At 70.0% G+C, this 22,583-nt stretch carries 22 protein-coding genes; 13 read left to right on the top strand and 9 right to left on the bottom strand.

Annotated features, from left to right (window positions below):
* The first annotated feature begins 114 nt into the window (after positions 1-114).
* The 3 genes from hemH to SLW52_RS08850 all read left to right on the top strand — a co-directional run bounded on the left by hemH (position 115) and on the right by SLW52_RS08850 (position 4,336).
* Entirely contained in the window at positions 115-1,074 is a 960-nt protein-coding gene (gene hemH / locus SLW52_RS08840; protein ID WP_320740030.1) for a ferrochelatase, read from the top strand.
* Positions 1,071-1,913 (top strand): alpha/beta hydrolase, encoded by an 843-nt coding sequence (locus tag SLW52_RS08845; protein ID WP_320740031.1) that lies wholly within the window; start codon positions 1,071-1,073, stop codon positions 1,911-1,913. Before hemH ends, SLW52_RS08845 begins: the two co-directional genes overlap by 4 nt.
* Positions 1,914-2,140: 227 nt before the next feature.
* A complete protein-coding gene (locus SLW52_RS08850) occupies positions 2,141-4,336 on the top strand; it encodes a methyl-accepting chemotaxis protein (RefSeq protein WP_017912116.1) in 2,196 nt (731 codons plus the stop codon).
* A 681-nt stretch (positions 4,337-5,017) separates the two neighbouring features.
* Here SLW52_RS08850 and SLW52_RS08855 read toward each other — a convergent pair.
* From SLW52_RS08855 to SLW52_RS08875, 5 genes are all read right to left on the bottom strand, one after another.
* Positions 5,018-5,809 carry a SprT family zinc-dependent metalloprotease gene (locus tag SLW52_RS08855; RefSeq protein ID WP_148828610.1) on the bottom strand — a complete coding sequence of 264 codons (792 nt, stop codon included), beginning with the start codon at positions 5,807-5,809 and terminating at the stop codon, positions 5,018-5,020.
* A 67-nt stretch (positions 5,810-5,876) separates the two neighbouring features.
* Positions 5,877-6,782: a recombination-associated protein RdgC gene (locus SLW52_RS08860; protein WP_017912119.1), complete on the bottom strand. Its 906-nt coding sequence runs from the start codon at positions 6,780-6,782 to the stop codon at positions 5,877-5,879.
* Positions 6,783-6,894: 112 nt separating this feature from the next.
* A complete protein-coding gene (gene ttcA, locus SLW52_RS08865) occupies positions 6,895-7,764 on the bottom strand; it encodes a tRNA 2-thiocytidine(32) synthetase TtcA (RefSeq protein ID WP_043093757.1) in 870 nt (289 codons plus the stop codon).
* Between the two features lie 55 nt (positions 7,765-7,819).
* A complete protein-coding gene (locus SLW52_RS08870; protein ID WP_267121624.1) occupies positions 7,820-8,170 on the bottom strand; it encodes a hypothetical protein in 351 nt (116 codons plus the stop codon).
* Between the two features lie 183 nt (positions 8,171-8,353).
* On the bottom strand, positions 8,354-8,890 hold the full coding sequence (locus SLW52_RS08875) for a DUF2199 domain-containing protein (RefSeq protein WP_320740033.1): 537 nt from the start codon (positions 8,888-8,890) through the stop codon (positions 8,354-8,356).
* Between the two features lie 159 nt (positions 8,891-9,049).
* Here SLW52_RS08875 and SLW52_RS08880 point away from each other — a divergent pair, with 159 nt between their 5' ends.
* The 8 genes from SLW52_RS08880 (at position 9,050) to SLW52_RS08915 (ending at position 15,959) form a co-directional block, all read left to right on the top strand.
* Complete coding sequence (locus SLW52_RS08880; RefSeq protein ID WP_017907949.1) at positions 9,050-9,412, top strand: hypothetical protein; 363 nt, start codon at positions 9,050-9,052, stop codon at positions 9,410-9,412.
* Between the two features lie 27 nt (positions 9,413-9,439).
* Positions 9,440-9,604: a DUF2256 domain-containing protein gene (locus SLW52_RS08885; protein WP_081616418.1), complete on the top strand. Its 165-nt coding sequence runs from the start codon at positions 9,440-9,442 to the stop codon at positions 9,602-9,604.
* Between the two features lie 52 nt (positions 9,605-9,656).
* Positions 9,657-11,207 carry a cryptochrome/photolyase family protein gene (locus tag SLW52_RS08890; protein WP_320740035.1) on the top strand — a complete coding sequence of 517 codons (1,551 nt, stop codon included), beginning with the start codon at positions 9,657-9,659 and terminating at the stop codon, positions 11,205-11,207.
* An 83-nt stretch (positions 11,208-11,290) separates the two neighbouring features.
* Positions 11,291-11,497, top strand: coding sequence for a hypothetical protein (locus SLW52_RS08895; RefSeq protein WP_320740036.1), 207 nt, complete (start codon positions 11,291-11,293; stop codon positions 11,495-11,497).
* Entirely contained in the window at positions 11,494-13,086 is a 1,593-nt protein-coding gene (locus SLW52_RS08900; protein WP_320740038.1) for a choice-of-anchor Q domain-containing protein, read from the top strand. The genes SLW52_RS08895 and SLW52_RS08900 overlap by 4 nt, the downstream gene beginning before the upstream one ends.
* 148 nt (positions 13,087-13,234) lie before the next feature.
* Positions 13,235-13,801: a hypothetical protein gene (locus SLW52_RS08905; protein WP_267116992.1), complete on the top strand. Its 567-nt coding sequence runs from the start codon at positions 13,235-13,237 to the stop codon at positions 13,799-13,801.
* 113 nt (positions 13,802-13,914) lie between these two features.
* Positions 13,915-14,550, top strand: a complete 636-nt coding sequence (locus SLW52_RS08910; RefSeq protein ID WP_320740039.1) for a hypothetical protein — start codon at positions 13,915-13,917, stop codon at positions 14,548-14,550.
* An 11-nt stretch (positions 14,551-14,561) separates the two neighbouring features.
* Entirely contained in the window at positions 14,562-15,959 is a 1,398-nt protein-coding gene (locus tag SLW52_RS08915) for an XVIPCD domain-containing protein (protein WP_267084838.1), read from the top strand.
* Between the two features lie 132 nt (positions 15,960-16,091).
* On the opposite strand, the gene bamE is transcribed toward SLW52_RS08915, so the two are convergent.
* Positions 16,092-16,670 carry an outer membrane protein assembly factor BamE gene (bamE, locus tag SLW52_RS08920; protein WP_017912129.1) on the bottom strand — a complete coding sequence of 193 codons (579 nt, stop codon included), beginning with the start codon at positions 16,668-16,670 and terminating at the stop codon, positions 16,092-16,094.
* Positions 16,671-16,835: 165 nt separating this feature from the next.
* Here bamE and SLW52_RS08925 point away from each other — a divergent pair, with 165 nt between their 5' ends.
* Positions 16,836-17,039 (top strand): DUF465 domain-containing protein, encoded by a 204-nt coding sequence (locus tag SLW52_RS08925; RefSeq protein ID WP_017908896.1) that lies wholly within the window; start codon positions 16,836-16,838, stop codon positions 17,037-17,039.
* Complete coding sequence (locus SLW52_RS08930) at positions 17,036-17,614, top strand: DUF488 domain-containing protein (protein ID WP_267121615.1); 579 nt, start codon at positions 17,036-17,038, stop codon at positions 17,612-17,614. The genes SLW52_RS08925 and SLW52_RS08930 overlap by 4 nt, the downstream gene beginning before the upstream one ends.
* A 91-nt stretch (positions 17,615-17,705) precedes the next feature.
* Here SLW52_RS08930 and SLW52_RS08935 read toward each other — a convergent pair whose 3' ends face one another.
* The 3 genes from SLW52_RS08935 to SLW52_RS08945 all read right to left on the bottom strand — a co-directional run bounded on the left by SLW52_RS08935 (position 17,706) and on the right by SLW52_RS08945 (position 22,374).
* Positions 17,706-18,548, bottom strand: coding sequence for a YggN family protein (locus tag SLW52_RS08935; protein WP_267084836.1), 843 nt, complete (start codon positions 18,546-18,548; stop codon positions 17,706-17,708).
* Between the two features lie 215 nt (positions 18,549-18,763).
* Positions 18,764-21,436, bottom strand: coding sequence for a glycerol-3-phosphate 1-O-acyltransferase PlsB (gene plsB, locus SLW52_RS08940; protein WP_267084835.1), 2,673 nt, complete (start codon positions 21,434-21,436; stop codon positions 18,764-18,766).
* Complete coding sequence (locus SLW52_RS08945; RefSeq protein WP_267121614.1) at positions 21,436-22,374, bottom strand: hypothetical protein; 939 nt, start codon at positions 22,372-22,374, stop codon at positions 21,436-21,438. Before SLW52_RS08945 ends, plsB begins: the two co-directional genes overlap by 1 nt.
* Positions 22,375-22,583: the final 209 nt, after the last annotated feature.

Genomic DNA, 22,583 nt, shown 5'->3' on the forward strand with positions numbered 1-22,583 from the left:
CACAGGGCAATGAATCGGCAATGAGTGGTGCCGGCACCGCATGCAGGCGCCGTCGATCGCCGCGATCGAGCGTATCGACACGCCGCAACGCGCGCGCTCTGCCACAATGCGCGCATGTCCGACGCACCCGAGACCGCCATCCTGGTGGTGAATCTAGGCACGCCCGAGGCGCCGAACGCGCCTGCGGTCGCCCGTTATCTGGCCGAGTTCCTTGGCGACAAGCGCGTGGTCGCGATCCCGCGGCTGTTCTGGTGGCCGCTGCTGCACTGGGTGATCCTGCCGCGGCGCTCGCCGAAATCGGCGGAGAAGTACGCCCAGGTGTGGCTGGCGGACGGCTCGCCGCTGGCGGTGTACACCCGGCGCCTGGCCGAGGGCATGCAGCGCGAGCTGCCCGGGCACCGGGTGGCCTGGGCGATGCGCTACGGCGCGCCGGCGCTGGCGCCGGCCCTGGACGCGCTGCGCGAGGCCGGCGTGCGCCGGATCGTGGTGCTGCCGCTGTACCCGCAGTATTCGACCACCACCACCGCCTCGATCGAGGACGTGGTGCAGGCCTGGCAGGCGCGCCATCCGCAGCTGCCGGTGCACCTGATCGAGGACTACCCGACCGATCCGGCCTGGGTCGCGGCGGTGGCCGACAGCGTGCGTGCGCACTGGGCGCAGCATGGCCGCGGCGAGCGGCTGTTCTTCTCCTTCCATGGCCTGCCGCAGCGCGTGGCCAACAACGGCGATCCCTACCCGCAGCGCTGCGAAGCCAGCGCGCAGGCGATCGCCACCGCACTGGGCCTGGAGGCGGGCCAGTGGGAGCTCGGCTACCAGTCGCGCTTCGGCGCCGAGCGCTGGCTGCGCCCGTACGCCGAGCCGCGGCTGTGGGAGCTTGCCGGGCAGGGGGTCAAGCAGGTGGACGTACTCTGTCCCGGCTTCGCCACCGACTGCCTGGAAACCCTGGAAGAAGTGGCGATGGGCTTCGTCGAGACCTGCGCCGAACGCGGCATGCAGGTGCGCTACATCCCCTGTCTCAACGACGCCCCGGCGCACGCGCGCGCGCTGGCGCAGCTGGCGGCCCGCGCCGCATGAGTTTGCGTGCTTTTGCCTGCCCGTCGCGGGTGGGCGCGCTGGCCGGACTGCGCAGCGGCGACCCGCAGGGCCCCAAGGCACTGGCCTTGCACGGATGGCTCGACAACGCCGCCAGCTTCGTGCCGCTGAGCCGACACCTGCCGCAACTGGACCTGGTGATGCTGGATTTGCCCGGCCATGGCCACAGCAGCGACCTGCCCGATGGTGCCGAATACCTGCTGGCCAGCGCCCTGCACCCGGTGCTGGACGCGGCCGATGCGCTGGGCTGGGAGCGCTTCGTGCTGATCGGCCATTCGATGGGTGCGGCCATCGCCAGCCTGCTGGCCGCCGCGGCGCCGCAACGCATCGAGAAGTTCGTGGCGATCGAGATGCTGGGCGGCCTGGCCGAGAGCGAGGCGGGCGCGGTGGAACGGCTGCGCAACAGCGTCGCCAGTACCCGCCGTGCCACCGCCACGTCGTTGCGCGTCTTTCCCGATCTGGCCGCGCCGGTGCGGGCGCGGATGCTGGCCAACCAGCTCAGCGAGCCGGCCGCGCGGCTGCTGGTGGAACGCGGCGTGCGCGCGGTGGACGGCGGCTACGTGTGGCGCAGCGACCGCCGGCTGACCCTGCCCACCGCGATCCGCCCGACCGAGCCGCAGATGCAGGCGCTGCTGGCCGGCATCGAGTGCCCGACCGCGGTGGTGTTCGCCGATCCGGCGCAGGACATCCTGCCCGAGTCGCTGCGCCTGCAGCGCGCGGCGTGCCTGCGCGACGGCCGCGTGCACACGCTGCCCGGCACCCACCATCTGCACATGGAACAACCGGCGGCGGTGGCCGCGTTGCTGCACGGCTTCCTCTGACGCAGACGCGGCGCTGACCGCGTCGCCATGCGTCTGCACCGCCGCGACCATCGCATCCGGGCATCGCGCACGCACACTGCGACGCAGTGGGCGCCGGTGCTGCGCAGGCCGCCGCAATTGTTCCTTTCGCGGCGTCACAGTTCGACATGTTGTCGCCGTGCCGTCGCGGTTCGGAAAACTTCGGCGCACAGCGTAGCGCGCACCTTTCCCCCTGACGCCGCGCTTCCATGATCCGCCTCCTTCGCCGCTACCGGGTCGGCCCACGCCTGACCTTCGCCTTCGCTGCCCTGCTGTTGATCTGCGGCGCCCTGATCGTGGCCAGCCTCGCGTCGATGGCGCTGGCGCGCCAGCAGCTCGACGACATCGCCCTGGACAAGATGGAGAAGATCCGCCTGTCCAACGCCATGGTCGCGGCGCAGGCGCGGCTGGAGATCGGCCTGCTCAACGACGTCATCCTGACCAACCCCGACGAGAAGCAGGCGGTGGTGCGCGCGATCGGCCAGGCCCAGCGCGACTACGCGCAGGCACGGCGCAAGCTGTTCGCGCTGCGCCTGGACCCGGCCGACCGCACCGGCGCGCAGCTGCGCGCGGCGATCGACAAGGCCTATGTGCAGGTGCAGCCGTTCCAGTCGCAGGTGCTGGCGATGGCCGCCGACAACCAGAACCTGGATGCGCAGACCTTGCACCTGTACACCTTGCAGCCGCTGCTGGCGCAGTGGCAGCAGGCGATCCAGCGCAACGCCGCGCACCTGCGCACGCTCAGCGACGGCTCCTATGCGCAGGCGGTGACCACCATGGCCCGCGCGCGCTGGTTGCTGCTGCTCGGCGGCGGCCTGCTGCTGGCGGTCAGTGCGTGGCTGGGCTGGTGCATCACCCAGAGCCTGGTGCGGCCGCTGCGCGAAGGCACCCGCGTGGCCGCGGCGATCGCCGCCGGCCAACTCGACGCGGTGTTGCCGGCACAGGGCAACGACGAGGCCGCCGAGCTGCTGCGCAGCATGCAGACCATGCAGACCCAACTGCGCGCGGTGCTGGCCGAGCAGCGGCGGATGGCGCAACGACATGCGGACGGCGCCATCGCCTGCCGCGGCGATGCGGCCGCCTTCCCGGGCGACTACGGTCAATTGCTGCGTGACGCCAATGCGCTGGTCGACCTGCACGTGGGCACCGCGCAGTCGATGGTGGCGCTGATGCGGCGCTACGCCATCGGCGATCTCAGCGAGGACATGCCGCGCCTGCCCGGCGAGCAGGCCGCGATCTCCGAGGCGATGGATGCGATCAAGGCCAACCTTGGTACGCTCAGCCGCGACATCTGGCATCTGGCCGAGGCCGCCGCGGCCGGCGACTTCAGCGCGCGTGCCGATCTCGGCGCGCACCAGCACGATTTCCGCATCATGCTCGAGAGTCTCAACCAGCTGATGGCGACGGTGGACGGCAACCTGGGCGAGTTGTCCGGGCTGTTGCGCGCCATCGCCAGCGGCGACCTCGGCGTGCGCATGCACGGCGATTTCCATGGCGTGTTCGCTGACATGCGCGACGACGCCAACGCCAGTGCAGACCAGCTCGCGGCGATCGTGGCCGGCATCCAGCATGCGGCCGCGGCGATCGATGCCGAGGCCGGCGCCATCGCCGGCGGCCACCAGGACCTGTCGCAGCGCAGCGCCGAACAGGCCGGCACGCTGGAGCGCACCGCCCGTGCGGCGGCGCGCCTGACCGACACCGTGCGCCAGAACGCCACCCATGCGCACCATGCCAACCAGCTGGCCGACGCCGCGGCGACCGTGGCCGGCCAGGGCGGTGCTTCGATCGATGCGGCGGTCGGTGCGATGCAGGGCGTGGAAGCGGCCTCGCGCAAGATCGGCGAGATCATCGCGGTGATCGACGGCATCGCCTTCCAGACCAATATCCTGGCGCTCAATGCCGCGGTGGAGGCCGCGCGTGCCGGCGAGCAGGGCCGCGGCTTCGCGGTGGTCGCCAGCGAGGTGCGTGCGCTGGCGCAGCGCTCGGCCGATGCGGCCAAGGAGATCAAGCGCCTGATCGAGGCCTCGGTGGACCAGGTCGCGGTGGCCTCGGCGCAGGTGCACGACGCCGGCCGCACCATGGGGCGCGTGCTGGCCTCGGTGGACGAGGTCAATGCCCTCATGGCGGGCATTGCGGCGGCCTCGCAGGAGCAGGCCGCCGGCATCGACGAAGTCGGACAGGCGATGGCGCAGATGGACCGCAGCACCCAGCAGAACCTGGCGTTGGTGGAGCAGGCCACGGCCGCATCGCGCGCCTTGGAGCAGCAGGCCGGCAGTCTGAGCGAGGCGGTGGCGGTGTTCCGGCTGGCCGATGCGGCACCGTCGGTCCCGCCGGCGGAGCAGGCGTTGCCGGTGCTGGCGATCCAGCCTGCGCCAGCCGGCTTCGACTATGCGCGCAGCGCCTGATGCGGAAGCGTTCGCAGGAGCGGGGCGCCGCGGGCAGTGCGGTTGACGACCGCTACGGCGTCCATCGCCAGGCCGAACGCACCCACGTCGGGGACACGCGGACAGGTCTGTAGGTGTGTTCCCTACACACCTATCGTGAAGCTTGTGTGTAAAAGAATTTTCGCTTAAGTTGCGCCCGCGCCTGCCGTCAACAGGCGTAGACGCGATACGTCCTGTGTACGCGGCTCGATCCCGGCGTCCTGACATGCCGGCGTAGTGCCGCACGGACCGTACCGCCTCGCTGGCGCCGGAGGTCGCGCCTGATTCGCGGTAGGCGGGAGGAGAGGGGGCCTGCCGGGCGCTGCATGGAGTTCTGCTTCCGCAGCGCTGGGCCAACACACCGCGATGCGACCGCATCGGCGCGCCCACCCGCCTGCTCGTTCCCCCTTGTTCGCATCCCCGTTTGCGCCATGTCGTGCCGCAGCGCAGCATGCGTGCCCGATTCGCCGCTCGACCGCAGCCTCGCCGCGGCCGTCGATCGCGCCGCGATGTTCGGTGTTCAGCCGTGGTCCTGGCGCACCCGCCGCAGCGTCTTCGAGCGCTTCGACGAACGCGCTCTCGCCCAAGCCGATCTGTCGGATGCAGCCTGTCCTTCAGAAGCTGCTTCTACGGAGTGTTTCCCACCATTCGTGGATGGACGCTTCAGTCGCGATCCGGCCGCAGCAGCCAGCGCAGATGCGCCTTGAGCTGGCGACCGTGCTGGTGGAACCAGGTGCGCTCGGCGCGCCAGTCGGGGAAGCGCGCTTCCACTTCGTGCCAGAACGCCGGCGAATGATTGGCCTGGATCAGGTGGCAGAGTTCGTGCACCAGCACGTACTCGAACGCCGAGGGGCGTCCCAGCACCAGCGCCAGATCCAGCGCCATGCTGCCGTCGGGCGCCAGCGAGCCCCACTGCGAGGACATGACCTTGTAGCGCACCGCACGCGGCGCGCGCGGCAGCGACGGCAGGTACTGCGGCAGCCAGCGGCCGACGTCGGCGCGGGCCTGGGCTTCGTAGAAATCGCGCAGCGCGCGGCGCAGTGCCGCGTCGCCGCCGCGTGGTGGCAGGTGCAGGTGCGCCACGCCGTCGGCGACCTCGATGCGCGCGTAGCGGGCGTCGTGCCAGGCCACCGGCAGCGACTGCCCGCGCAGCGGCAGTTCGCCGGCCTCGCCCGGGCGCAGCGGCGTCAGCGTCTCGGCGGCGACATAGCGCGAGAGCTGCTGCGCCAGCCACTGGCGGTTCTCCAGCAGGAAGCGCTCGCCGGCGATCAGGCTCGCGCGCAGCGGCAGGGTCAGGCGTGCGCCGCGTTCGTCCACGCTGAGCTTGATGCGCCGCGCGCGCGGATCGCGCACGCGCAGCACCTCGACCTCGCGCTCGTCCAGGCGGAAGCGGACGAGGTCGCGTTCGACGGCCGCCGGGGGCGGCGCGATCAGGCGACGGAGCAGATCGGGCATGGGCACAGCATACCGCCGGCGCGGGTGCGCACGGTGACAGCCGCGTGCACCCGCTTGCGCCGCGGCATCAGTCGGCCTTGCTCAGCTTCAGCGCCGCTTCCAGCAACAGGAACAGGCGCCGCACTTCGGCGCTCATCAGCGCGAAGCGCGCGTCCAGTTCGGCGCGCACGCCGTCCTGGTCGGCATGCTCGAGCTGGTCCAGCGCACCGTCGAGGAACTTCAGCTTGCGGATCACCAGATCGTCGCCGAGCACGAAGGACACGTGGTCGTCGAGCACCAGCGCCAGCTTGGTGACCTGCTTGCCGGCTTCCAGGTGCTTGTCGATCTCGTCGCAGCGCAGCTCCTGGTGCTGGCACTTGACCACCGCGCCGCCTTCGATCGGATCCTTCATCTCGCATTCTTCGCCCAGGCTCAGGCCTTCGGGCAGCGGCTCGCCGGCGATCCAGCCGGTGAGGATCGAGCGCGGCGCCACTTCGGCGTTGAGCGGCAGCGCCGGGAAGCTGCCGAGCAGGCCGCGGATCTCCGACATCACGTTCTCGCCGGTCTTGCGGCTGGAGGTGTCCACGGCGACGTAGCCGTGCTGCAGGTCGAGCATGGCGTCGGTACGCGAGGACTTGACGAAGGCGCGCGGCAGCAGCTCGTGGATCAGGTCGTCCTTGAGCCGCTTGCGCGCGCGGCCGCCGGGGCGCCGGCCTTCCTTCTCCTCGATCTCGGCGACCTTGCGCGCGAGCAGGTCGTTGACCACCGAGCCGGGCAGGATCTTGTCCTCGCCACCGACGGTCAGCCACAGGAAATCGGCGATGCGGTGCGACAGCGCTTCCTGCTCGTCGCGGCCGAACGGGGAGATGAAGCCCCGCGAGCTCATTTCCAGCGGGCCGACCGACTTGAGCAGGGCCTCCGGCAGGAGCGTTTCGACCTCCGAGAAATCGAGCGTGGTGGGGAAGCGGAACAGGGTCAGATTGCGAAAGAACATCGAGCATCCAGCGGAAGGAAACGGAACGGTCCGGCGGCGTGCGCCGGGGAGCGGTGGCCATTGTCGCATCGCGCCCGCCCCGGCACCGCATCGGGCGGTTCAGCGAGATGGATCAGCCCAACGGGTCGTCCGCCCAGGCGCCGGCCGTGGCCGCGCCGCCGAGCGCGGCGAAGTCGAACAGCGCGCGGTCGGCCAGCTGCGCCGGATGCACGTTGCCCAGCGCGCGAGCGATCTGCTCCACCCGCCCCGGATGCTCCCGGTCCCACTGCTGCAGCAGCTGGCCGACCTGGCGGCGCTGCAGCGTCTCCTGGCTGCCGCACAGCGTGCAGGGGATCAGCGGGAAGCCCTGCGCCTGCGCATAGGCGGCGATGTCGTCCTCACGCACGTAGGCCAGCGGCCGGATCACCACGTGGCGGCCGTCGTCGCTGCGCAGTACCGGCGCCATCGCCGCCAGCTTGGCGTGGAAGAACAGGTTCATGAAGAACGTGGCGACGATGTCGTCGCGGTGGTGGCCCAGCGCGATCTTGGTGATGCCGTTCTCCGCCGCGTAGCGGTACAGCGCGCCGCGGCGCAGCCGCGAACACAGCGAACACAGGGTCTTGCCTTCCGGCACCACCCGGGTGACCACGGAATAGGTGTCCTGCTCGATCACATGCCAGGGCACGCCGCGCTGGCGCAGGTAGGCCGGCAGCACGTCGGCGGGAAAGCCCGGCTGCTTCTGGTCCAGGTTCACCGCCACCAGCTCGAACGGTACCGGCGCCTTGCGCTGCAGCTGCAGCAGGATGTCCAGCAGGGTGTAGCTGTCCTTGCCGCCGGACAGGCACACCATCACCTTGTCGCCGGCACCGATCATGCCGAAATCGGCGATCGCCTGGCCGACCTGCCGGCACAGGCGCTTGCCCAGCGCCGCGGCGTTGCGGGCGGCAGGCGGTGTGGGATCGGCGAGCGGGTGCAGCGGCGGCAGGGGCAGGGGCGAGGTCATCGGCGGTAGTGTAGTCGGCGCGGCTGGCGCAGCACCGCGCGGGCGGCGTTGCCGGTCATTCCAGTTCCGCCACCTCGACCGTCCCGAACGTGCTGGTCAGGCGGGCGATGACCGTGCCGAGGCAGCGCAGTCCCTCGCTGGTGTTCGCGCAAAAGGACAGGCCGTCTGCGGTGCACCAGAACACTGCGTCCGGCATCGGGCGTGCCAGCGCGGCGGCGCCGGCACCGCGCGCGTCCGCGTCTTCCACGCCCGGCAGCTGGCCGATGGCTTGCCGTGTCTTTGCTGGATCGGCGCCGGCAAACGTCAGGCGATACTCATATCCCATGTGCTGCTCCGATTCGGGGCGGTGCCTAGCGGCGTGCGACGTCACCGCTTCGCGGATGCGATGCCCCGGCACAGCCGACACGCCAATTTCGTAGTGCTGATGTTCGGTCGGAATGGGCCTTCGTACACCGTCGAGTCTTACGCGCCGACGCCGACCGGGTCTTGGGTCAGCGTACCGCCGCGGCACCGCGCGCGGCTCCACGCCTCCGCTACACCGGACGGAAACGCGGCCCGCGGCCCACAAACATCCACACCGACGACAGCGTTATGGCGTCGTCCCCTGGTCCGTCGCAACGGAGATGGATGTGTGCGTCATCAGCGCAAACAGTTCGGCCACCCGCTGCTCGGAGATCCCTTCACGCTGTTCGACTGCGAGCGGGTGCGCGGTCGGCTCCAGTTCGATCCATGGGCGAATGCCGTCGTTGCGCAGATGGACCTGCGTCTTGAGGCCGGCGGTCTCCGGATACGGCGACAGGCGTGTATTCAGCCAGCCGAAGAATGGCCCCACATGCGCACGCTGCGGCTGATCGAAACAGTGGACCCACTGCAGGTAGCTGGCTTCGCTGAGCGAGACCCACACGCCCCAGGAAAACGGTTCGGCGTGGCCATGCACGGGGATCTCGATGCAGCCGCGGACGAAGAAGTGAGCCTCGTCGATCACACAATCGTCCGAGCCCAGCTCGCAGCGGGTGGCGCGCTGCGCCTCCGGAATCAGCGCATAGCTCAGCGGCGACGCCACGCTGAAGCCGGGCATGCCTTCGTGGAGCTGATCACAGGCGCTGCAGGTGAAGCGGAACGTCATGGCTGGAGTCGAGACGGCAAGAAGGCTGGCCAGTGTAGCCGCCTGCGGCATTGCCAGCCCCCGCGCGCGGCAGGCGTCTGGCGCCCCTGATTTTGTCGTCATGTCGTGCCGGGACCGGCCCGCTACACTCGCCACTGGTCACCGACGCAAGGTCGCCCCATGTTCAAGAACCTCATTCCCAAGATCTTCTACGCGCGCATGCAGGACGGGCTGGACTTCTTCGTGGGCGGCCTGGGATTCCAGGTGCTGTACCAGGACGCCACGATGGCGGTGATCGCGCGCGACGGCGCCAAGGCCTATCTGGTGGAAAACGCCGAGTGGGCGGCGAAGGACCGGCCGGAACTGGGCATCGAAACCGACAGCATCGACACGATCTATGCCGAGTTGTCCGCACGTGCGCCGCAGTGGCTGCATCCGAATTGCCGTACCGTCGCGCTCAAGCCCTGGGGCGCACGCGAGTTCGCGATGCTGGACCCCACCACGGTCTGCGTGGTGTTTCGCGAGTGGCCAGCGCAGGAGTGAGCGACGGCGAGCCTGGGCGAGCTGTGGATGGGCATGCGCAAGAAACAGGATCTGCCGGAAAAGCCCTGCCTGCACTGCGGCAGGCCGTTCCGCTGGCGCAAGAAGTGGGAGAAGGTCTGGGACGAGGTGAAGTATTGTTCCGACCGCTGCCGTGGCGAACGCAAGCGCGTGCGCGCGCCGGAGGCGCCGTGAGCCGCCGGGCCGTGCGCTGGCGCACCGCATGTACGCGGGCGTGCCGCCCCGCATGAGTCCGCTGCCCACCACCGCCCACACCCTGCGCCTGGTGCTCGGCGACCAGCTCGATCCCGAGCACGCCTGGTTCGACGTGCGCGATCCCGGCGTGGTGTATGTGTTGATGGAAGTGCGGCAGGAGACCGACTACGTCCTGCACCATGCGCAGAAGATCCTGGCGGTGTTCGCCGCGATGCGCGATTTCGCCCGCCAGCTGCGGGCGACGGGCCACCGCGTGCGCTACGTGGCGATCGATGACGCCAGCAATCGCCAGTCCATCCCCCCCAATCTCGAGGCGCTGATGGCGCACTACGGTGCGCAGCGCCTGCAGTATCAGGATCCGGACGAATGGCGTCTGGACCAGCAGCTGCGGCAGTGGGGGGCGATGCAGGCCTTCGCCACCGAGGCGGTGGACAGCGCGCACTTCTACACGCGTCGCAACGAAGTGGCGGACTTTTTCCGCGGACGTGGGCAGTGGCTGATGGAGCATTTCTACCGGCACATGCGCAAGCGCCACCGCATCCTGCTGGCGGCGGACGGCACACCCGAGGGCGGGCAGTGGAACTACGACCACGACAATCGCCAGCCCTGGCATGGCGAGCCGCCGCCACCCCCGGATACGCGCCCGAGCCACGATCACCGCGCGCTGTGGGCCAGCATCCAGGCCGCCGGCGTCGCCAGCTTCGGCCAACCGCAGGCAGAGGCGGTGCGCTGGCCGCTGAACCGGGCCGAGGCCCTGGCCTGCCTCGATCGGTTCATCGTCGACGCCCTGCCGCATTTCGGCCGCTACGAGGATGCGATGAGCACGCGCAGTCCGCGCCTGTTCCATTCGCAGCTTTCCTTCGCCCTCAACACCAAGATGCTGCGGCCGCAGGACGTGGTGCAGCGCGCGCTGGCGGCCTATGGCGCCGGCGCCGCGCCGCTGGCGGCGGTGGAAGGTTTCGTGCGGCAGATCCTGGGCTGGCGCGAGTACGTGCGCGGCATCTACTGGGCACACATGCCTGGCTATGAAGCGCGCAATGCGCTCGGCCACGACACGCCGCTGCCGGCCTGGTTCTGGACCGGCGACACGCACATGCGCTGCCTGCAGCACGCCATCGGCCAATCGCTGCAGGATGCGTACGCGCACCATATCCAGCGGCTGATGGTGATCGGCAACTTCGCCCTGCTCGCCGGCCTGGATCCGGCGGCGGTGCATCGCTGGTACCTGGGCGTCTACATCGACGCGTTCGAATGGGTCGAACTGCCCAACACCGTGGGCATGAGCCAGTTCGCCGACGGCGGCCTGCTCGCGACCAAGCCCTACGTCAGCAGCGCGGCCTACATCGACCGCATGAGCGACTACTGCCAGGGCTGCCGCTACGATCGCAAGCAGAAGACCGGCGCGCGTGCCTGTCCCTACAACGCGCTGTACTGGGACTTCTTCGCACGGCACCAGGACACGCTGGGGCGCAATCGTCGCCTGGACATGGTCTACCGCCAGTTGGGCAAGTTGCCGGCCACGCAACTGCAGGCCTTGCGCGCACAGGCGCAGCAGTTGCGCGAAGGTCTGGACACGCTGTAGCGCGGGCCAGGCGACTCGCGCGCATTCGCAGCGGCTGGACGCGATGCAGGAATGTGTCCTGCGACGCACCCAAAGCGTGCCGCATGCTGCGCATCGACACCCTGTCGCATGCGCGGCGCACGCAATCGCGCGATCTGCTACCTGCGTTCTGGCCGATCGACACGCGCTCAAGCACCCTGTGCCGCCGGTCGGCCCAGGCCGCCGGTTGCACTCAAGGTGTCAGCGACGTGGATGACAGTTGGATGACTGTCGCGCGTCGTTTTGTTCCCCCGCAACCCTATCGAGCATGATCATGACCACGACGCTCTCCCTCACCACCAGCGCACGCGCGCTGGGTGTCCTTGCCCTCATGACCGCCGCCACGGCGATCGCCGCCGTCCCCGCCGCGCCGCAATGCAGCGTGCCGCAGGCCTGGGCGTTGCCGACCACGACCACCGTGGTCGGCAACGGCACGCAGGCCAGTTGCACCGCCAGTGCGCTGGCCACCGCTGCGGCGCAAGGCGGCTACATCACCTTCAACTGCGGCAGCAAGCCGACCAGCATCGCCGTCGCCCGTTCGATCGTCATCGCGGCGACGACGCCCACGGTGATCGACGGCCAGGGCAGGATCACCCTGGACGGCCGCCAGTCCGCCCGGATCCTGCTGGTCAATGCCGGCAGCGCGCTGTCAGTGCGCAACCTGAAACTGCAGAACGGCAGCTCCGTGCAGCCGGCATCGAATCAGGCCTACGACCCGGGCACCTGGGGCGGCGGCGCGATCAAGGTCGGCTACCGCGGCAAGCTGGAAGTCATCAACAGCCAGTTCCTGGCCAACCGCAGCAGCATCGGCGGCGGCGCCATCTTCGCCGGCAGCGACGCCGAGGTGACCATCGTCCGCAGCGGCTTCTACAAGAACAGTTCCTGGCTCGGCGGCGCGCTGTACACCCAGCTCAGCCGGCTGACCATCGTCGGCTCGGAATTCGCCAACAACCAGGCGATCAATGCGCCGCAGGGCTTCCCCGATGCCGGCAACTTCGGCGGTGGCGGGGCGATCGACACCGACGGCGCATCGCTGGCCGGCTATCTCAAGGGCGGCGTCGGCAGTGGCGGCACGCTGGCGGTGTGCGGCACCGTGGTCCGCAACAACGTTGCCGCCAATGGCTCCGGCGGCGCCACGTTGTGGGCGTACGCGCCGGACACCATCGACGTGAAGTACTCCACCTTCGCCAACAACGTCGCCACCGGCGGTCCGGGCGGCGGCGCGCGCATCAGCATGGGCTTCACCGACACCTCGCATGCCGGCACCGCCATCACCACGCCGGGCACCATCAACGTCGCCGAGACCAGCTTCCTGTCCAACAAGGCCGAACAGGGCAACGCCGGTGCGCTGTACCTGGATTGCTACGGCGCCTGCGACGTCAGCAACAGCACTTTCTACGGCAACTACGCGAAAGGCGTGGGCGCGGCCATCCAGCACGTCGGCTGGCAGCCGGCCAACGGCGACCAGGGCAGCCCCAGCGTGCGCTTCAACAACGTCACCTTCGCCGAAAACACGCCGTGGGTGACGCTGTTCGGCGACAAGTTCGACCTCCGCAACAGCATCCTGTACTCCAAGACCGAGCGCGTGTTCTGCAACAACCAGAGCAACACCGGCAACAACCTGATCGAATACTCGGCCAAGGGCGCGGTGTGGCCGAATGCCTGCCTGGCCGCGGGCACCGTGAAAGCGGCCGATCCGTTGCTGTCGGCCCCGGCCAACAACGGCGGACCGACGCTCACGCAGCTGCCCGCGGCCAACAGCCCGGCGTTGAATGCAGGCAGCCGCTGCGCCGCCATCGACCAGCGCGGCAATCCTCGCAATACTGCGGTGTGCGATCTCGGCGCGGTGGAGGTCAAGTAGGTCGATCGGCCTTCGTTCGCTGCACGAAAGCGTGCGGTCGCGCCGGCCTGGCCGGTGCGGCCGCGCGTATTGATCCGATCGTCAGCAACGCCGCGGGATGGCCCTGCTACAGTGCGCGCGGCATGCGCCGAAGACCGCAGGAGCGACCATGAACGAATCCGACGCCTACGTGTACGACGAGATCCGCAAATGGGTCTGGTCCGGGTTCTACTCCCAGGACGAGATCCAGGAGATGCTCGAGGACATCCTCGAAGACGACTGCGACGAGGCCATGTTGCGCGCCTCGGTCGCCAGCCAGTGGCAGGCCAAGCAGCAAGCGGAACAGACCTGGCCGGCGCAGACCGATTGCGACCGGCTCGATGCGCTGTTCGAGCGGCTGCACGACGCCGGCATCTGTGCGCTGGCCAATGCCGGCTACACCATGTCCGACGGTCACGTCGAAGTGAACCAGGCGGTGGCCGACACGCCGGACCGGCGCTACCACGGTTACTGCTTCTATCACGGCCAGGACATGGAGCGCGCGATCGACGGCGGCGGGCTGATGCTGGCCTTCGGCGATCTTGAAGGACGGGAGGACGCAGACCTGGCGGTCGGCCAGCAGGTCGCCGCGGCGTTGCGTGCGGCGGGCTTCACCGTGGACTGGGACGGCACGCCGCGCAAGCGCATCGACCTGCCCGGCTTTGTCTGGCAGCGCCGCGCCGACTGGGATTGCTGACGCCTCGGCCTAGCGGCAGGCTGCGAGACGTCGACGCGCTGGCTACAATCGCATGCTCATGCCTGACCGCGCCCGGCTGCGCGCGCGGTAGGCGTTTGACGGAGAGGCGTTTCATGGAGCGGATGCTGTATCGCAATCGCCGCGGGTCGCGGCACGTCGCCGGCACGCGCCTGGCGCCGCGCGCGGCCCTGCTGCTGGCCACCGCGCTGCTGGCCGCCTGTGCCGGTGCGCAATCTTCTTCCCCCTCGATCACCCCTGCACACACGGAGCGGACCATGTCGGAGATGACGCCAGAGCACCTGGCACAAGGCGTAGTACGGTTGATCCTGGCGATCGGCGGCAGGCAGGATCTGGTCGCCGCCCAGGTCGCGGCGCAGACCGGGCTGCAGGTCGAGGATGAGGGCGGGCATGCGTTCAGCGCATCTGGCACGCTCGCCGGCGGTGGCGGCTACACGCTGGAATCGGTCGCCGATGCCGACGCTGCGCCGCCGTCGCGGTTGGATCTGCGTTTCACCCCCGCGCCGGGCGCGGCGCCGTCGCAGTGCACGCAATCGTTGGCCGGGTATCGCCAGGCACTGGTCGCTGCCGGCTTCGTGCCGCGCTGGATTGCGCCGCCGCGCCAGGGCAGCGCCGGCCGCTGGCATTTCGAACGCGGCGCTGTCGCCGTGTACGCCTTCGTCGGCAAGGACGCCGGCGAGCACGACGCGCAGGCGTGCGTGGAGATGCTGCAGATCCTGGTCGACGCGTAAGGAGAGCGGAGATGGCACACGACGACGAACGCCTGAAGGGCATGGTGGACACCTTCGCGCAGGCGCATCCGAAGGAAGGCCAGGCGCTGCGGCAGATGCTGGACAACACGCCGGAACTGCGCACGCGCGTGGAGCAGGCGATCGGGCAACAGCAGCTGTCCGGCTTCGCGCCCAGCCCCGAGGCGGGTACCGGGTCGTACAGCCCGCGCACCGGACAGATCGAGTTGCCGATGGACGTGCTGGCCACGGCGAAGATGAACGCACCGCGCGACGATTCGGCCAACACCGCCCGCATCGTGCTGGGCCACGAGATCGGCCATGCCATCAACAAGGCCGCCATCGACCGCAGCGATGCCGCGTTCGCGGCCAAGGTCGACGGCATCGCCGCCTCGCCCTCGCCGCACGACTACACCGCCACGCTCCAGGCCTACGGGCAGGAGCAACGCACCCGTGAGGCCAAGGACGAGATCGCCGGGGTCAACACGCTGGCCGACTATGTCACCCGCACCAATCCCAAGGCCACGCTCAAGGACCTGTACAACGCCAGCAGCGAGATGGCCAGCTACATCGACAAGCAGGGCGTGGGCAGCAAGGCCACCTACACCGCCAAGGACGGGTTGAGCTTCGGCAAGGACCTGAAGATCGACGCCGACAATCCGCGCAACGTGGAGGCGATGGGCAAGCTGTTCTACGACGCGCGCGGCTATCCGCAGAACTATGGCGAGCGCGCGCTGGCGCAGATCGCCGATGCCGAGGACCGGGCGCAGGCGCAGCACCCCGAGCGCACGCCGCCGGCGGTGCATGCCGACCTGAAGGCGGTCGGCATCGATGCCGCGCAGGTGCCGCGCGATGTGCTGCCGGCGGGATTCCGCGATGGCCCCGCACCGGCGCCCGCGCCCGCGCCGGCACAGCAGCCCGAGCCGCAGGCGCAGCCGCCCGCGCCGCGCGCCAGCGAGCCGGCCGCCGCGCCGGGTGCCGCCGACCGCGCCCTGCACGAGCGGGTCCGCAGCGGCGTGGCCCAGGCCGAACAGGCGATCGGCAAGGGCTGGGACGACAACAGCGAGCGCATGACCGCCAGCCTGACCCTGTTGGCCAGGCAGAACGGCTTCAGCGAGCGCGACCAGCTGGCGGTGGGCTTCAACCGGCCCACCGCCGCGCACCAGGGCGGCGAACTGGCGTTCGTGTACCGCAATGGCGGCGACGTTTCGCCCGATCCCTACGCCAACCGCGCGCACATGCCCACCAGCGAGGCGATCGCGCGGCCGGCGCAGGAGACCTACCAGCAGCTGCAGCAACTGGGCGCGCAGCAGGGCCAGGCGCAGCGCCAGGCGCAGGAGCAGGAACAGGCGCTGCAGGCCACGCAACAGGGCCCGACGCGGAGCGATCCGCCGCAGGTGCTGAGCCGCTGAGCGCAGCAGGGTGGCAGTGCGCGTGCGGTACTGCCGTCTCGGTGGGCCATGGTCGCGGCAGGCCGCGGTCACGGCGCGCCGCTCGCGCCGCCTCCCATCGCGTCGGGAGCGCGGCGCCAGGGCACACTGGGCTTACGGTTGCCAGACCAGGTTCTGGGTCTTCGGATCGGCGGTGACCTTCTCGACCTTACCGGCGCCGTCGAAGGACACCTGGAACTCGTTGAAGCTGTCGAGCCAGTAGCGCCACAGCGGCGCGTCCAGGCTCGGGTTCTCGCTGGTGATCGGATAGCCCAGCGCCATCAGCACCTGCTCGCGGGTCATGCCCTTGGTCACGCGGTTGGCGGCGATCGCCTCGCGGATCTTCGGCGGGTAGGCCGCCAGCTTCGCCGTGGGATCCTGCGCGACCACGTAGCGCTGGGCGAAGGCCTCGTTGCCCAGGTCGCGGCTGTAGTCGTTGCCGATCGACTGCTTCTTGCCGTCGATCAGCACATTGACCCGGTAGCGGCCGTAGCCGGTCACCTGCACCGGCGTGCCGGCCGGGATCACCCGCTTGCCGTCTTCGGCGTAGTTGCTGTCGCTGATCCAGCTGCCGTCGCTGCGCATGTTGCAGCACAGGAAGCCGGAGAACTTGGCATCGGCCGCCGCGGCCAGCTGCGGCAGGGCCGCCGCCAGGGCGAGGGCGAGAACGAACGGGGAACGGAACGAACGCATGGCTGACTCCTTTCGGCGCGGCGATCCTGCCGCGGGTGGCACGAGGGTGGGAGGGCGCCGCCTCCGCCGCGGCGCCCGCGCGCATTGTGCAGGCTGGCCTGCGCCCGGCATAGCGGCGCGTTGCACGGTGACGGCGGACCGGTGGCCTGTGTATGCTCGAACCTCGTGGACACCCTGACGCCCGCCGAGATCTCCCTGCGCATCGACGCCCTGCGTCGGGAGCACCGCGCGCTCGACGAACAGTTGCAGCGCATCCCGGCCAATCTGGACGACGAGCTGGAAGCCAAGCGGCTGAAGAAGCGCAAGCTGCAACTGAAGGACTGCATCCTGCGCCTGGAACATCTGCTGATCCCCGACGAACCGGCGTGAGCGCGGCGACCTTCTTCAGCGTCGGCCATTCCACGCGCAGCCTGGAGACCTTCCTGCAGATCCTGCAGGGCGCCGGCGTCACCCGGCTCGCCGACGTGCGCGCCTTTCCGTATTCGCGGCGGTTCCCGCAGTTCGACGGCAGCGCGCTGGCACCGGCGCTGGCCGCCGCGGGGATCGCCTACCGGCACTTCCGCGCCCTGGGCGGACGCCGCGGCAGGCAGCCGGGCGTCGATCCGCGGCGCAACGGTCACTGGCGCAGCGTCAGCTTCCACCACTACGCCGACTACGCGCTGGGCGCCGAATTCGCCGAGGCGCTGGCCGAGTTGCAGGCCTTCGGCGAGGACGGCGCGTGCGCGGTCATGTGCGCCGAGGCCTACTGGCGGCAGTGCCACCGCCAGATCGTCTGCGACCACCTGCTGCACCATGGCCATCCGGTGGTGCACCTGATCGATGTCGGCCGCCAGGAGCCGGCCACGCTCAACCCGGCTGCGCGCAGCGACGCGCAGGGGCAACTGGTCTATCCGCCGGATGCGGCGGATGCCGGACCGCGCACCGGGGACCTGTTCGAGGCCTGAGCCGCGCCGTGGTCGCCGCGTCAGGGTGTCCGGCGCGTCGCCACGCCCCGGGATTCCACTGCGGGTCGCGCCACGCGCAGCGGCGTCAGACTCAGTCCTGCGGAACCGACGGCACCGCGATCGCATTGCTGCGCGGCGTATCGTCGGTGCTGACGAGCGTGGTGGTGCTCTGCCCGCTTGCTCCGTCCTGGTTGGCGGCGAGCAGGCGCAGAGGCTGGCCGCGATAGCGGTACTCCAGCGCCTGCTGCAGCTGGTCCAGCCGCGCCACCCGCGCACACAGCGCCTGCGCCTTGGTTTCGATCCCCTTGCTGCGCGCATCCAGCCGCGCCTCGAGGGCGGCGTCCATGCGGTCGGCGCGTTCGCCGATGGCCTCCGCGCGGCCCGTCACGACCTGCCAGAGCACGTGACGGGTGATGCTGCCCACGAAGCTTTCCGCCTGCGTCTCGACATAGTCCTCGAACCGGTCGTCGAACGCCTCCTGGTCCCAGCGCCCCTTGCCGAGGGTGCCGTCGACATAGGCATTGGCGTGCGTGCGCAGCCGTTCGATCTTGCGCGCGTTGCCGGCACTGCCGGTCAGCATCTCCACAACGGAACCCAGCACGTCGTAGCTGAGATCGACCACCTCGTGCGAAAGATCGGCCACCTGCGGCATCAGCGCGCGGGTTTCGTGTTCCATCTCCAGCAGTCGCTGCGCATCGGCGTCGCCGATCTGCTGCACCTGGCGATCCACGCTCAATTCGCCCGCATGGAAGAAGATCTCGCGCGGCCCGTCGCCATCGCTGCGGGTCAGCCAGATGCCGCCAGTGTCGGCGAGCACGTTGAACGGCGTGCTCAGGCCGCACTGGCGCGAGGACACCTGCGGCCGGTGGTCGTGCTTGCCAGCGTCGTCGCCTTGGTCGGCCCACGCGGGCCCGCTGGAGGCGGCAAGCAGCAACAGAGCGAAAAGAGGAGCTGTGCGCATCGCCGGAACCCGCAGCAGGGAGTTTGGAGCATGCTCGGGCCGCACAGGCCCACGGTCGCGTGTCGGAAGTCACTGTGCCGCGACGTCAACCGCCGCGCCGCAGTGATACCAGGGCGCCCTTCTGTTTGGCGCGTCGCCACGCGCCAGGATCTCACCGCATCACGACGGCAAGTGCTGCGACTGTCGCCTCAATCCTGCGGAACCGGCGGCTCCTCCACCTTGGCCGCTTCCGGGCTGACCCGCTCGATGGTGTGGCGCAACTCGCGGCCAAGGATGAACTTCGCGTCCTTCGCCCACGCATCCAGCCGTTCGTCGAACACCAGCTTGCTGTTCTCGTCCGGCCACACCAGCTTCAGTTCGCGCAGTTTCTGGATGAAGCCGCGGAACAGGGTCTTGTCGAAGAACTCCGGCGCCGCCGGTGCGTACAGCAGGCTCAGACGTTGCGCGGCCTGCTGGCACAGGCTCTCCAATTCGCCGGCGCCGAGCTTGCCCGGGCCGTTCTTCACCAGGACCGAGATGGCGATGTAATAGCGCTCGAACGCCTGTTGCAGCGAGTGGCCGATCGCGCGCAGGCGGAACACCTCGTCGGTCTGGCCGGTGTTGCGCGCCAGCACGCTGCCGTCGTCCTCGGCGAGCTGCAGCAGCAGGCCTTCGCGCACGAACACCTCGATGGTGCGTTCGATGCGCTCGGCGAACTGGTCCTCGCTCCACGGCAGGAACAGCTCCGCCTGCAGGAACGGGTACACGGTGCGGCCCAGCCGCAGCAGGCCGGCGCGGCTCATGCGGCGGTTGTTCTGGAAACAGCACGCCACCCACGAGGAGGCGGTGAACAGGTGCAGCACGTTGTTGCGGAAGTAGCTCAGCAGCACCGCGTTGTCGCCGTTGACGCTAAGCACGTCGCCGAGCGGATGCGGCGTGCGGGTGAGCACGTTGATCTCTTCGGCGTGGGCGATGATGCGCTCGGGCGAATGCGGGGTCACCGTGACCCGGTCCGAGTACGGCAGTTCCGCCAGCAGCTTCTTGCACAGTTCGATCTGCGCGATCAGGTCGGCCTCGCCCATGGCGTGCTTGGGCGTGGACAACAGCGCCAGCGCCAGCAGGTTGACCGGGTTGACGTCGGCGGCGGCGTTGATGTGCACCTGGATCTGCTGCGCCAGCGCATCGACGGTGCCGTTCAACCAGGCCGGTTTCTCGTCCTCGCCCAGCGGCTGGCCGTCCCATTCCGGCGCGCGCTGCGCCAGCACCTGGCTCAGCGGAATCGGCTCGCCGAAGTTCACCACCACCTGGCCGTAGTTCTGCTTGAGCACCTTGGGGATGCCCCACAGCAGCGCCCAGATCGATTCCTTCTCCTTGGGCCGGCCGCTGAGTTCGTCGAGGTAGCTGTTGCCTTCCATCAGCTTCTCGTAGCCGACGTAGATCGGCTGGAACAGCACCGGCTTGCGCGGCTGGCGCAGGAACGCGCGCAGGGTCATCGCGATCATGCCGCCCTTGGGCTGCAGCAGGCGGCCGGTGCGCGAGCGCCCGCCCTCGACGAAGTACTCGATCGAGTAGCCACCGGCCACCAGTTGCGCCACGTACTCGCTGAGCACCGCCGAGTACAGCGCGTTGCCCTTGATCGAGCGGCGGATGAAGAACGCGCCGCCCTTGCGCAGCAGGGTGCCGACCACCGGCAGGTTGAGGTTGATGCCGGCCACGATGTGCGGCGGCACGATGCCGCGTTCGTACAGCAGGTAGGACAGCAGCAGGTAGTCCATGTGGCTGCGGTGGCTGGGCACGTAGATCACTTCGTGCCCGGGCGCGGCGTCCTTGAGCTTGTCCAGGTGGTGGACCAGCACGCCCGCGTAGATGCGGTTCCACACGTGGGTCAGCAGGAAGCTGGCCGAGCGCACCACCGGGCTGGAATAGTCGGCGGCGATTTCCCAGGCGTAGGCGTGCGCCTTGCGCCAGGCGTCCACCGGTTTGCTGTTGTCGCGCTTGGCCTGCGCGGCGATGGCCTCGCGCACCGGCTCGGCGGCCAGCACCTGGTCCACCAGCAGGCGCCGGGTCGACAGGTCGGGGCCGATCACCGCCTCGCGGATGCGCCGGAAGTGGGTGCGCAGCACGCGCTGCAGCTTGCGCACGGTGCGCTCGGGCGGCAGCCCTTCCTCCACCGTCTGCCGCATCGACACCGGTGGGGCGAAGCGCACGATGGTGCTGCGGCCGTTGAGCAGCACGCCGAGCAGGCGCCGGAAGCTGCCCACCAGCGCCCAGTTTTCCGAGAACAGCACGGCGAACCAGCCGCTCTGCTTGTCCGGTGCGCGGCCGACGAAGATCGACACCGGCACCAGGTGGATGTCCAGGTCCGGGCGCTCGCGGTGCGCCTGCAGCAGCTTGGCCAGCGAATCGGAGTGGGTCTTGGCGCCGCGCTGCTCCGGCAGCAGCGCGTGGTTGCTGCTGCGCCGGGACAGCGCCAGGTAGGCGCGCTTGCGCCCCAGCGGGTCGCCGGGCAGCGGCACCAGCGGCGAGGGCAGGCCGGATTCGCGGCAGGCCTTGTCCAGGATCAGCGCGTTGGACAGGCCGTAGTCCTCCAGCACGTACACCACCGGGCGGCCGTCGTTGTACTGGCCCGGCTCGGCCGGTTCGATCTTCAGGCCCAGCCAGGGATCGGCCAGGCGGCCGAGCAGGCGCGCCCACAGCGGCCCCTTGGCCTGGCGCGCGGCGGTCGCGGCCACCGGCAGGGTGGAGGGAGCGGCGGTCGAGGAAAGAGACGCGCCGGGGTCGGCCGGGGAGGCGTCGGCGGGCGCACGTGCCGTGTCGGCCGCGCGTGCGGCCGCGGCGTCGTCGGGGAACGGGAGGGGATTCTGTTCTGGCATCGGGGCCATTATCGCTTAGCCGGCGGGACGGGGTCGGCGGCGGGTGCCGCGGCCGCGGCGGCGGTGCCGGCGCTGGCCGCCAGCAGCGCATCCACCTCGCTGAGGGTGTCGCGCAGGTACCAGTGCCCGTCGCGGCGCACCAGCACCGCGGTGGTGTCGATCTGTTCGCCGTCCAGCGGGTACTGGATGCGCACCACCGCCTGGTCGCCCTGCTGGTTGACCAGGCCGGTGCGCAGCGCGCCGGCGCTGGCATCCAGGTCCAGACCGTAGTCGGCCAGCACGGCCTTGAGGTCGGCCAGGAACGGGCCCAGCCGGCGCAGGCTCTCGTCCATGCCCAGGGTGCGCAGGTCGGCATCGTTGCGCACGCCGGTGCGGCGCGCGCCCGCGCACAGCCGCGCGAGCGCCGCCTGGGCGCGTTTGCGCTCGGACAACGGTGCGCGCGCGGCCCAGGCGCTCAGCGCCTGCACCAGTTGCACGTAGTGGCCGCGCTGTTCGGGCGTGTAGTGGCCCTGGTTGCGCAGGAACTGCACGCCGAACAGACCCAGCGAGTGCGCCGCCTGCTTCAGGCTCGCCGCCTGGCCGCCGAACTGCGCGTCGAAGGCGCGCTGCAGCTGGCGCTCGGCGTCCGGCGCGGCGAGGGTGTCGAGCACCTCGGGCAGGCGTTCGGCCAGCGGCAGCTCGGTCAGCGGCCAGCGGCTGCGGTCCTCGCTCCAGGCCTGTTGCAGGCGCTGGTACTGGGCCGGCGGCACCGCGGCGCGGGCGTAACCGAGCAGGTCGTTGCGTTGCAGCGCGTGCGCCAGCGTGCGCACCGCGGCGGCCGGCTCGGCGCTGGCGCCGGGCAGTTCGGCGGGCGCGCGCTTGCATCCGCCCACGGCCAGGGCGAGCATCGCCAACAGCAGGATGCACAGCGCGCGCGAGGAGATGACCCGGGTCGGGCAGGACGACATACGATGCGGGCTCGTTCCCCAAAACGTCCCGCATCTTGCTGGGCGCGGGCGATTCCGGCAAGCCGGGCGGGGGTGTGGCGCGGGGAGCACTGGCAGGCATCCAGGGGGCTGGGCTTGTCGCAGCAGGACATTTCATGACCCGGCGTGGGACCGTCGGGACAGGCATGTCGGCGTATGACCAGACGTGCCAGGGGATTGCACATGTTGCA

This window comes from Xanthomonas sp. LF02-5 (assembly GCF_034105325.1).
Lineage (GTDB): Bacteria > Pseudomonadota > Gammaproteobacteria > Xanthomonadales > Xanthomonadaceae > Xanthomonas_A > Xanthomonas_A sontii.

Excerpts from the sequence above, each read along its gene's own strand:
- hemH (WP_320740030.1), top strand. The coding sequence starts at position 115 with ATGTCCGACGCACCCGAGACCGCCATCCTGGTGGTGAATCTAGGCACG.
- SLW52_RS08845 (WP_320740031.1), top strand. The coding sequence starts at position 1,071 with ATGAGTTTGCGTGCTTTTGCCTGCCCGTCGCGGGTGGGCGCGCTGGCC.
- SLW52_RS08850 (WP_017912116.1), top strand. The coding sequence starts at position 2,141 with ATGATCCGCCTCCTTCGCCGCTACCGGGTCGGCCCACGCCTGACCTTC.
- SLW52_RS08855 (WP_148828610.1), bottom strand. The coding sequence starts at position 5,809 with ATGCCCGATCTGCTCCGTCGCCTGATCGCGCCGCCCCCGGCGGCCGTC.
- SLW52_RS08860 (WP_017912119.1), bottom strand. The coding sequence starts at position 6,782 with ATGTTCTTTCGCAATCTGACCCTGTTCCGCTTCCCCACCACGCTCGAT.
- ttcA (WP_043093757.1), bottom strand. The coding sequence starts at position 7,764 with ATGACCTCGCCCCTGCCCCTGCCGCCGCTGCACCCGCTCGCCGATCCC.
- SLW52_RS08875 (WP_320740033.1), bottom strand. The coding sequence starts at position 8,890 with ATGACGTTCCGCTTCACCTGCAGCGCCTGTGATCAGCTCCACGAAGGC.
- SLW52_RS08880 (WP_017907949.1), top strand. The coding sequence starts at position 9,050 with ATGTTCAAGAACCTCATTCCCAAGATCTTCTACGCGCGCATGCAGGAC.
- SLW52_RS08885 (WP_081616418.1), top strand. The coding sequence starts at position 9,440 with ATGGGCATGCGCAAGAAACAGGATCTGCCGGAAAAGCCCTGCCTGCAC.
- SLW52_RS08890 (WP_320740035.1), top strand. The coding sequence starts at position 9,657 with ATGAGTCCGCTGCCCACCACCGCCCACACCCTGCGCCTGGTGCTCGGC.
- SLW52_RS08895 (WP_320740036.1), top strand. The coding sequence starts at position 11,291 with ATGCTGCGCATCGACACCCTGTCGCATGCGCGGCGCACGCAATCGCGC.
- SLW52_RS08900 (WP_320740038.1), top strand. The coding sequence starts at position 11,494 with ATGATCATGACCACGACGCTCTCCCTCACCACCAGCGCACGCGCGCTG.
- SLW52_RS08905 (WP_267116992.1), top strand. The coding sequence starts at position 13,235 with ATGAACGAATCCGACGCCTACGTGTACGACGAGATCCGCAAATGGGTC.
- SLW52_RS08910 (WP_320740039.1), top strand. The coding sequence starts at position 13,915 with ATGGAGCGGATGCTGTATCGCAATCGCCGCGGGTCGCGGCACGTCGCC.
- SLW52_RS08915 (WP_267084838.1), top strand. The coding sequence starts at position 14,562 with ATGGCACACGACGACGAACGCCTGAAGGGCATGGTGGACACCTTCGCG.
- bamE (WP_017912129.1), bottom strand. The coding sequence starts at position 16,670 with ATGCGTTCGTTCCGTTCCCCGTTCGTTCTCGCCCTCGCCCTGGCGGCG.
- plsB (WP_267084835.1), bottom strand. The coding sequence starts at position 21,436 with ATGGCCCCGATGCCAGAACAGAATCCCCTCCCGTTCCCCGACGACGCC.
- SLW52_RS08945 (WP_267121614.1), bottom strand. The coding sequence starts at position 22,374 with ATGTCGTCCTGCCCGACCCGGGTCATCTCCTCGCGCGCGCTGTGCATC.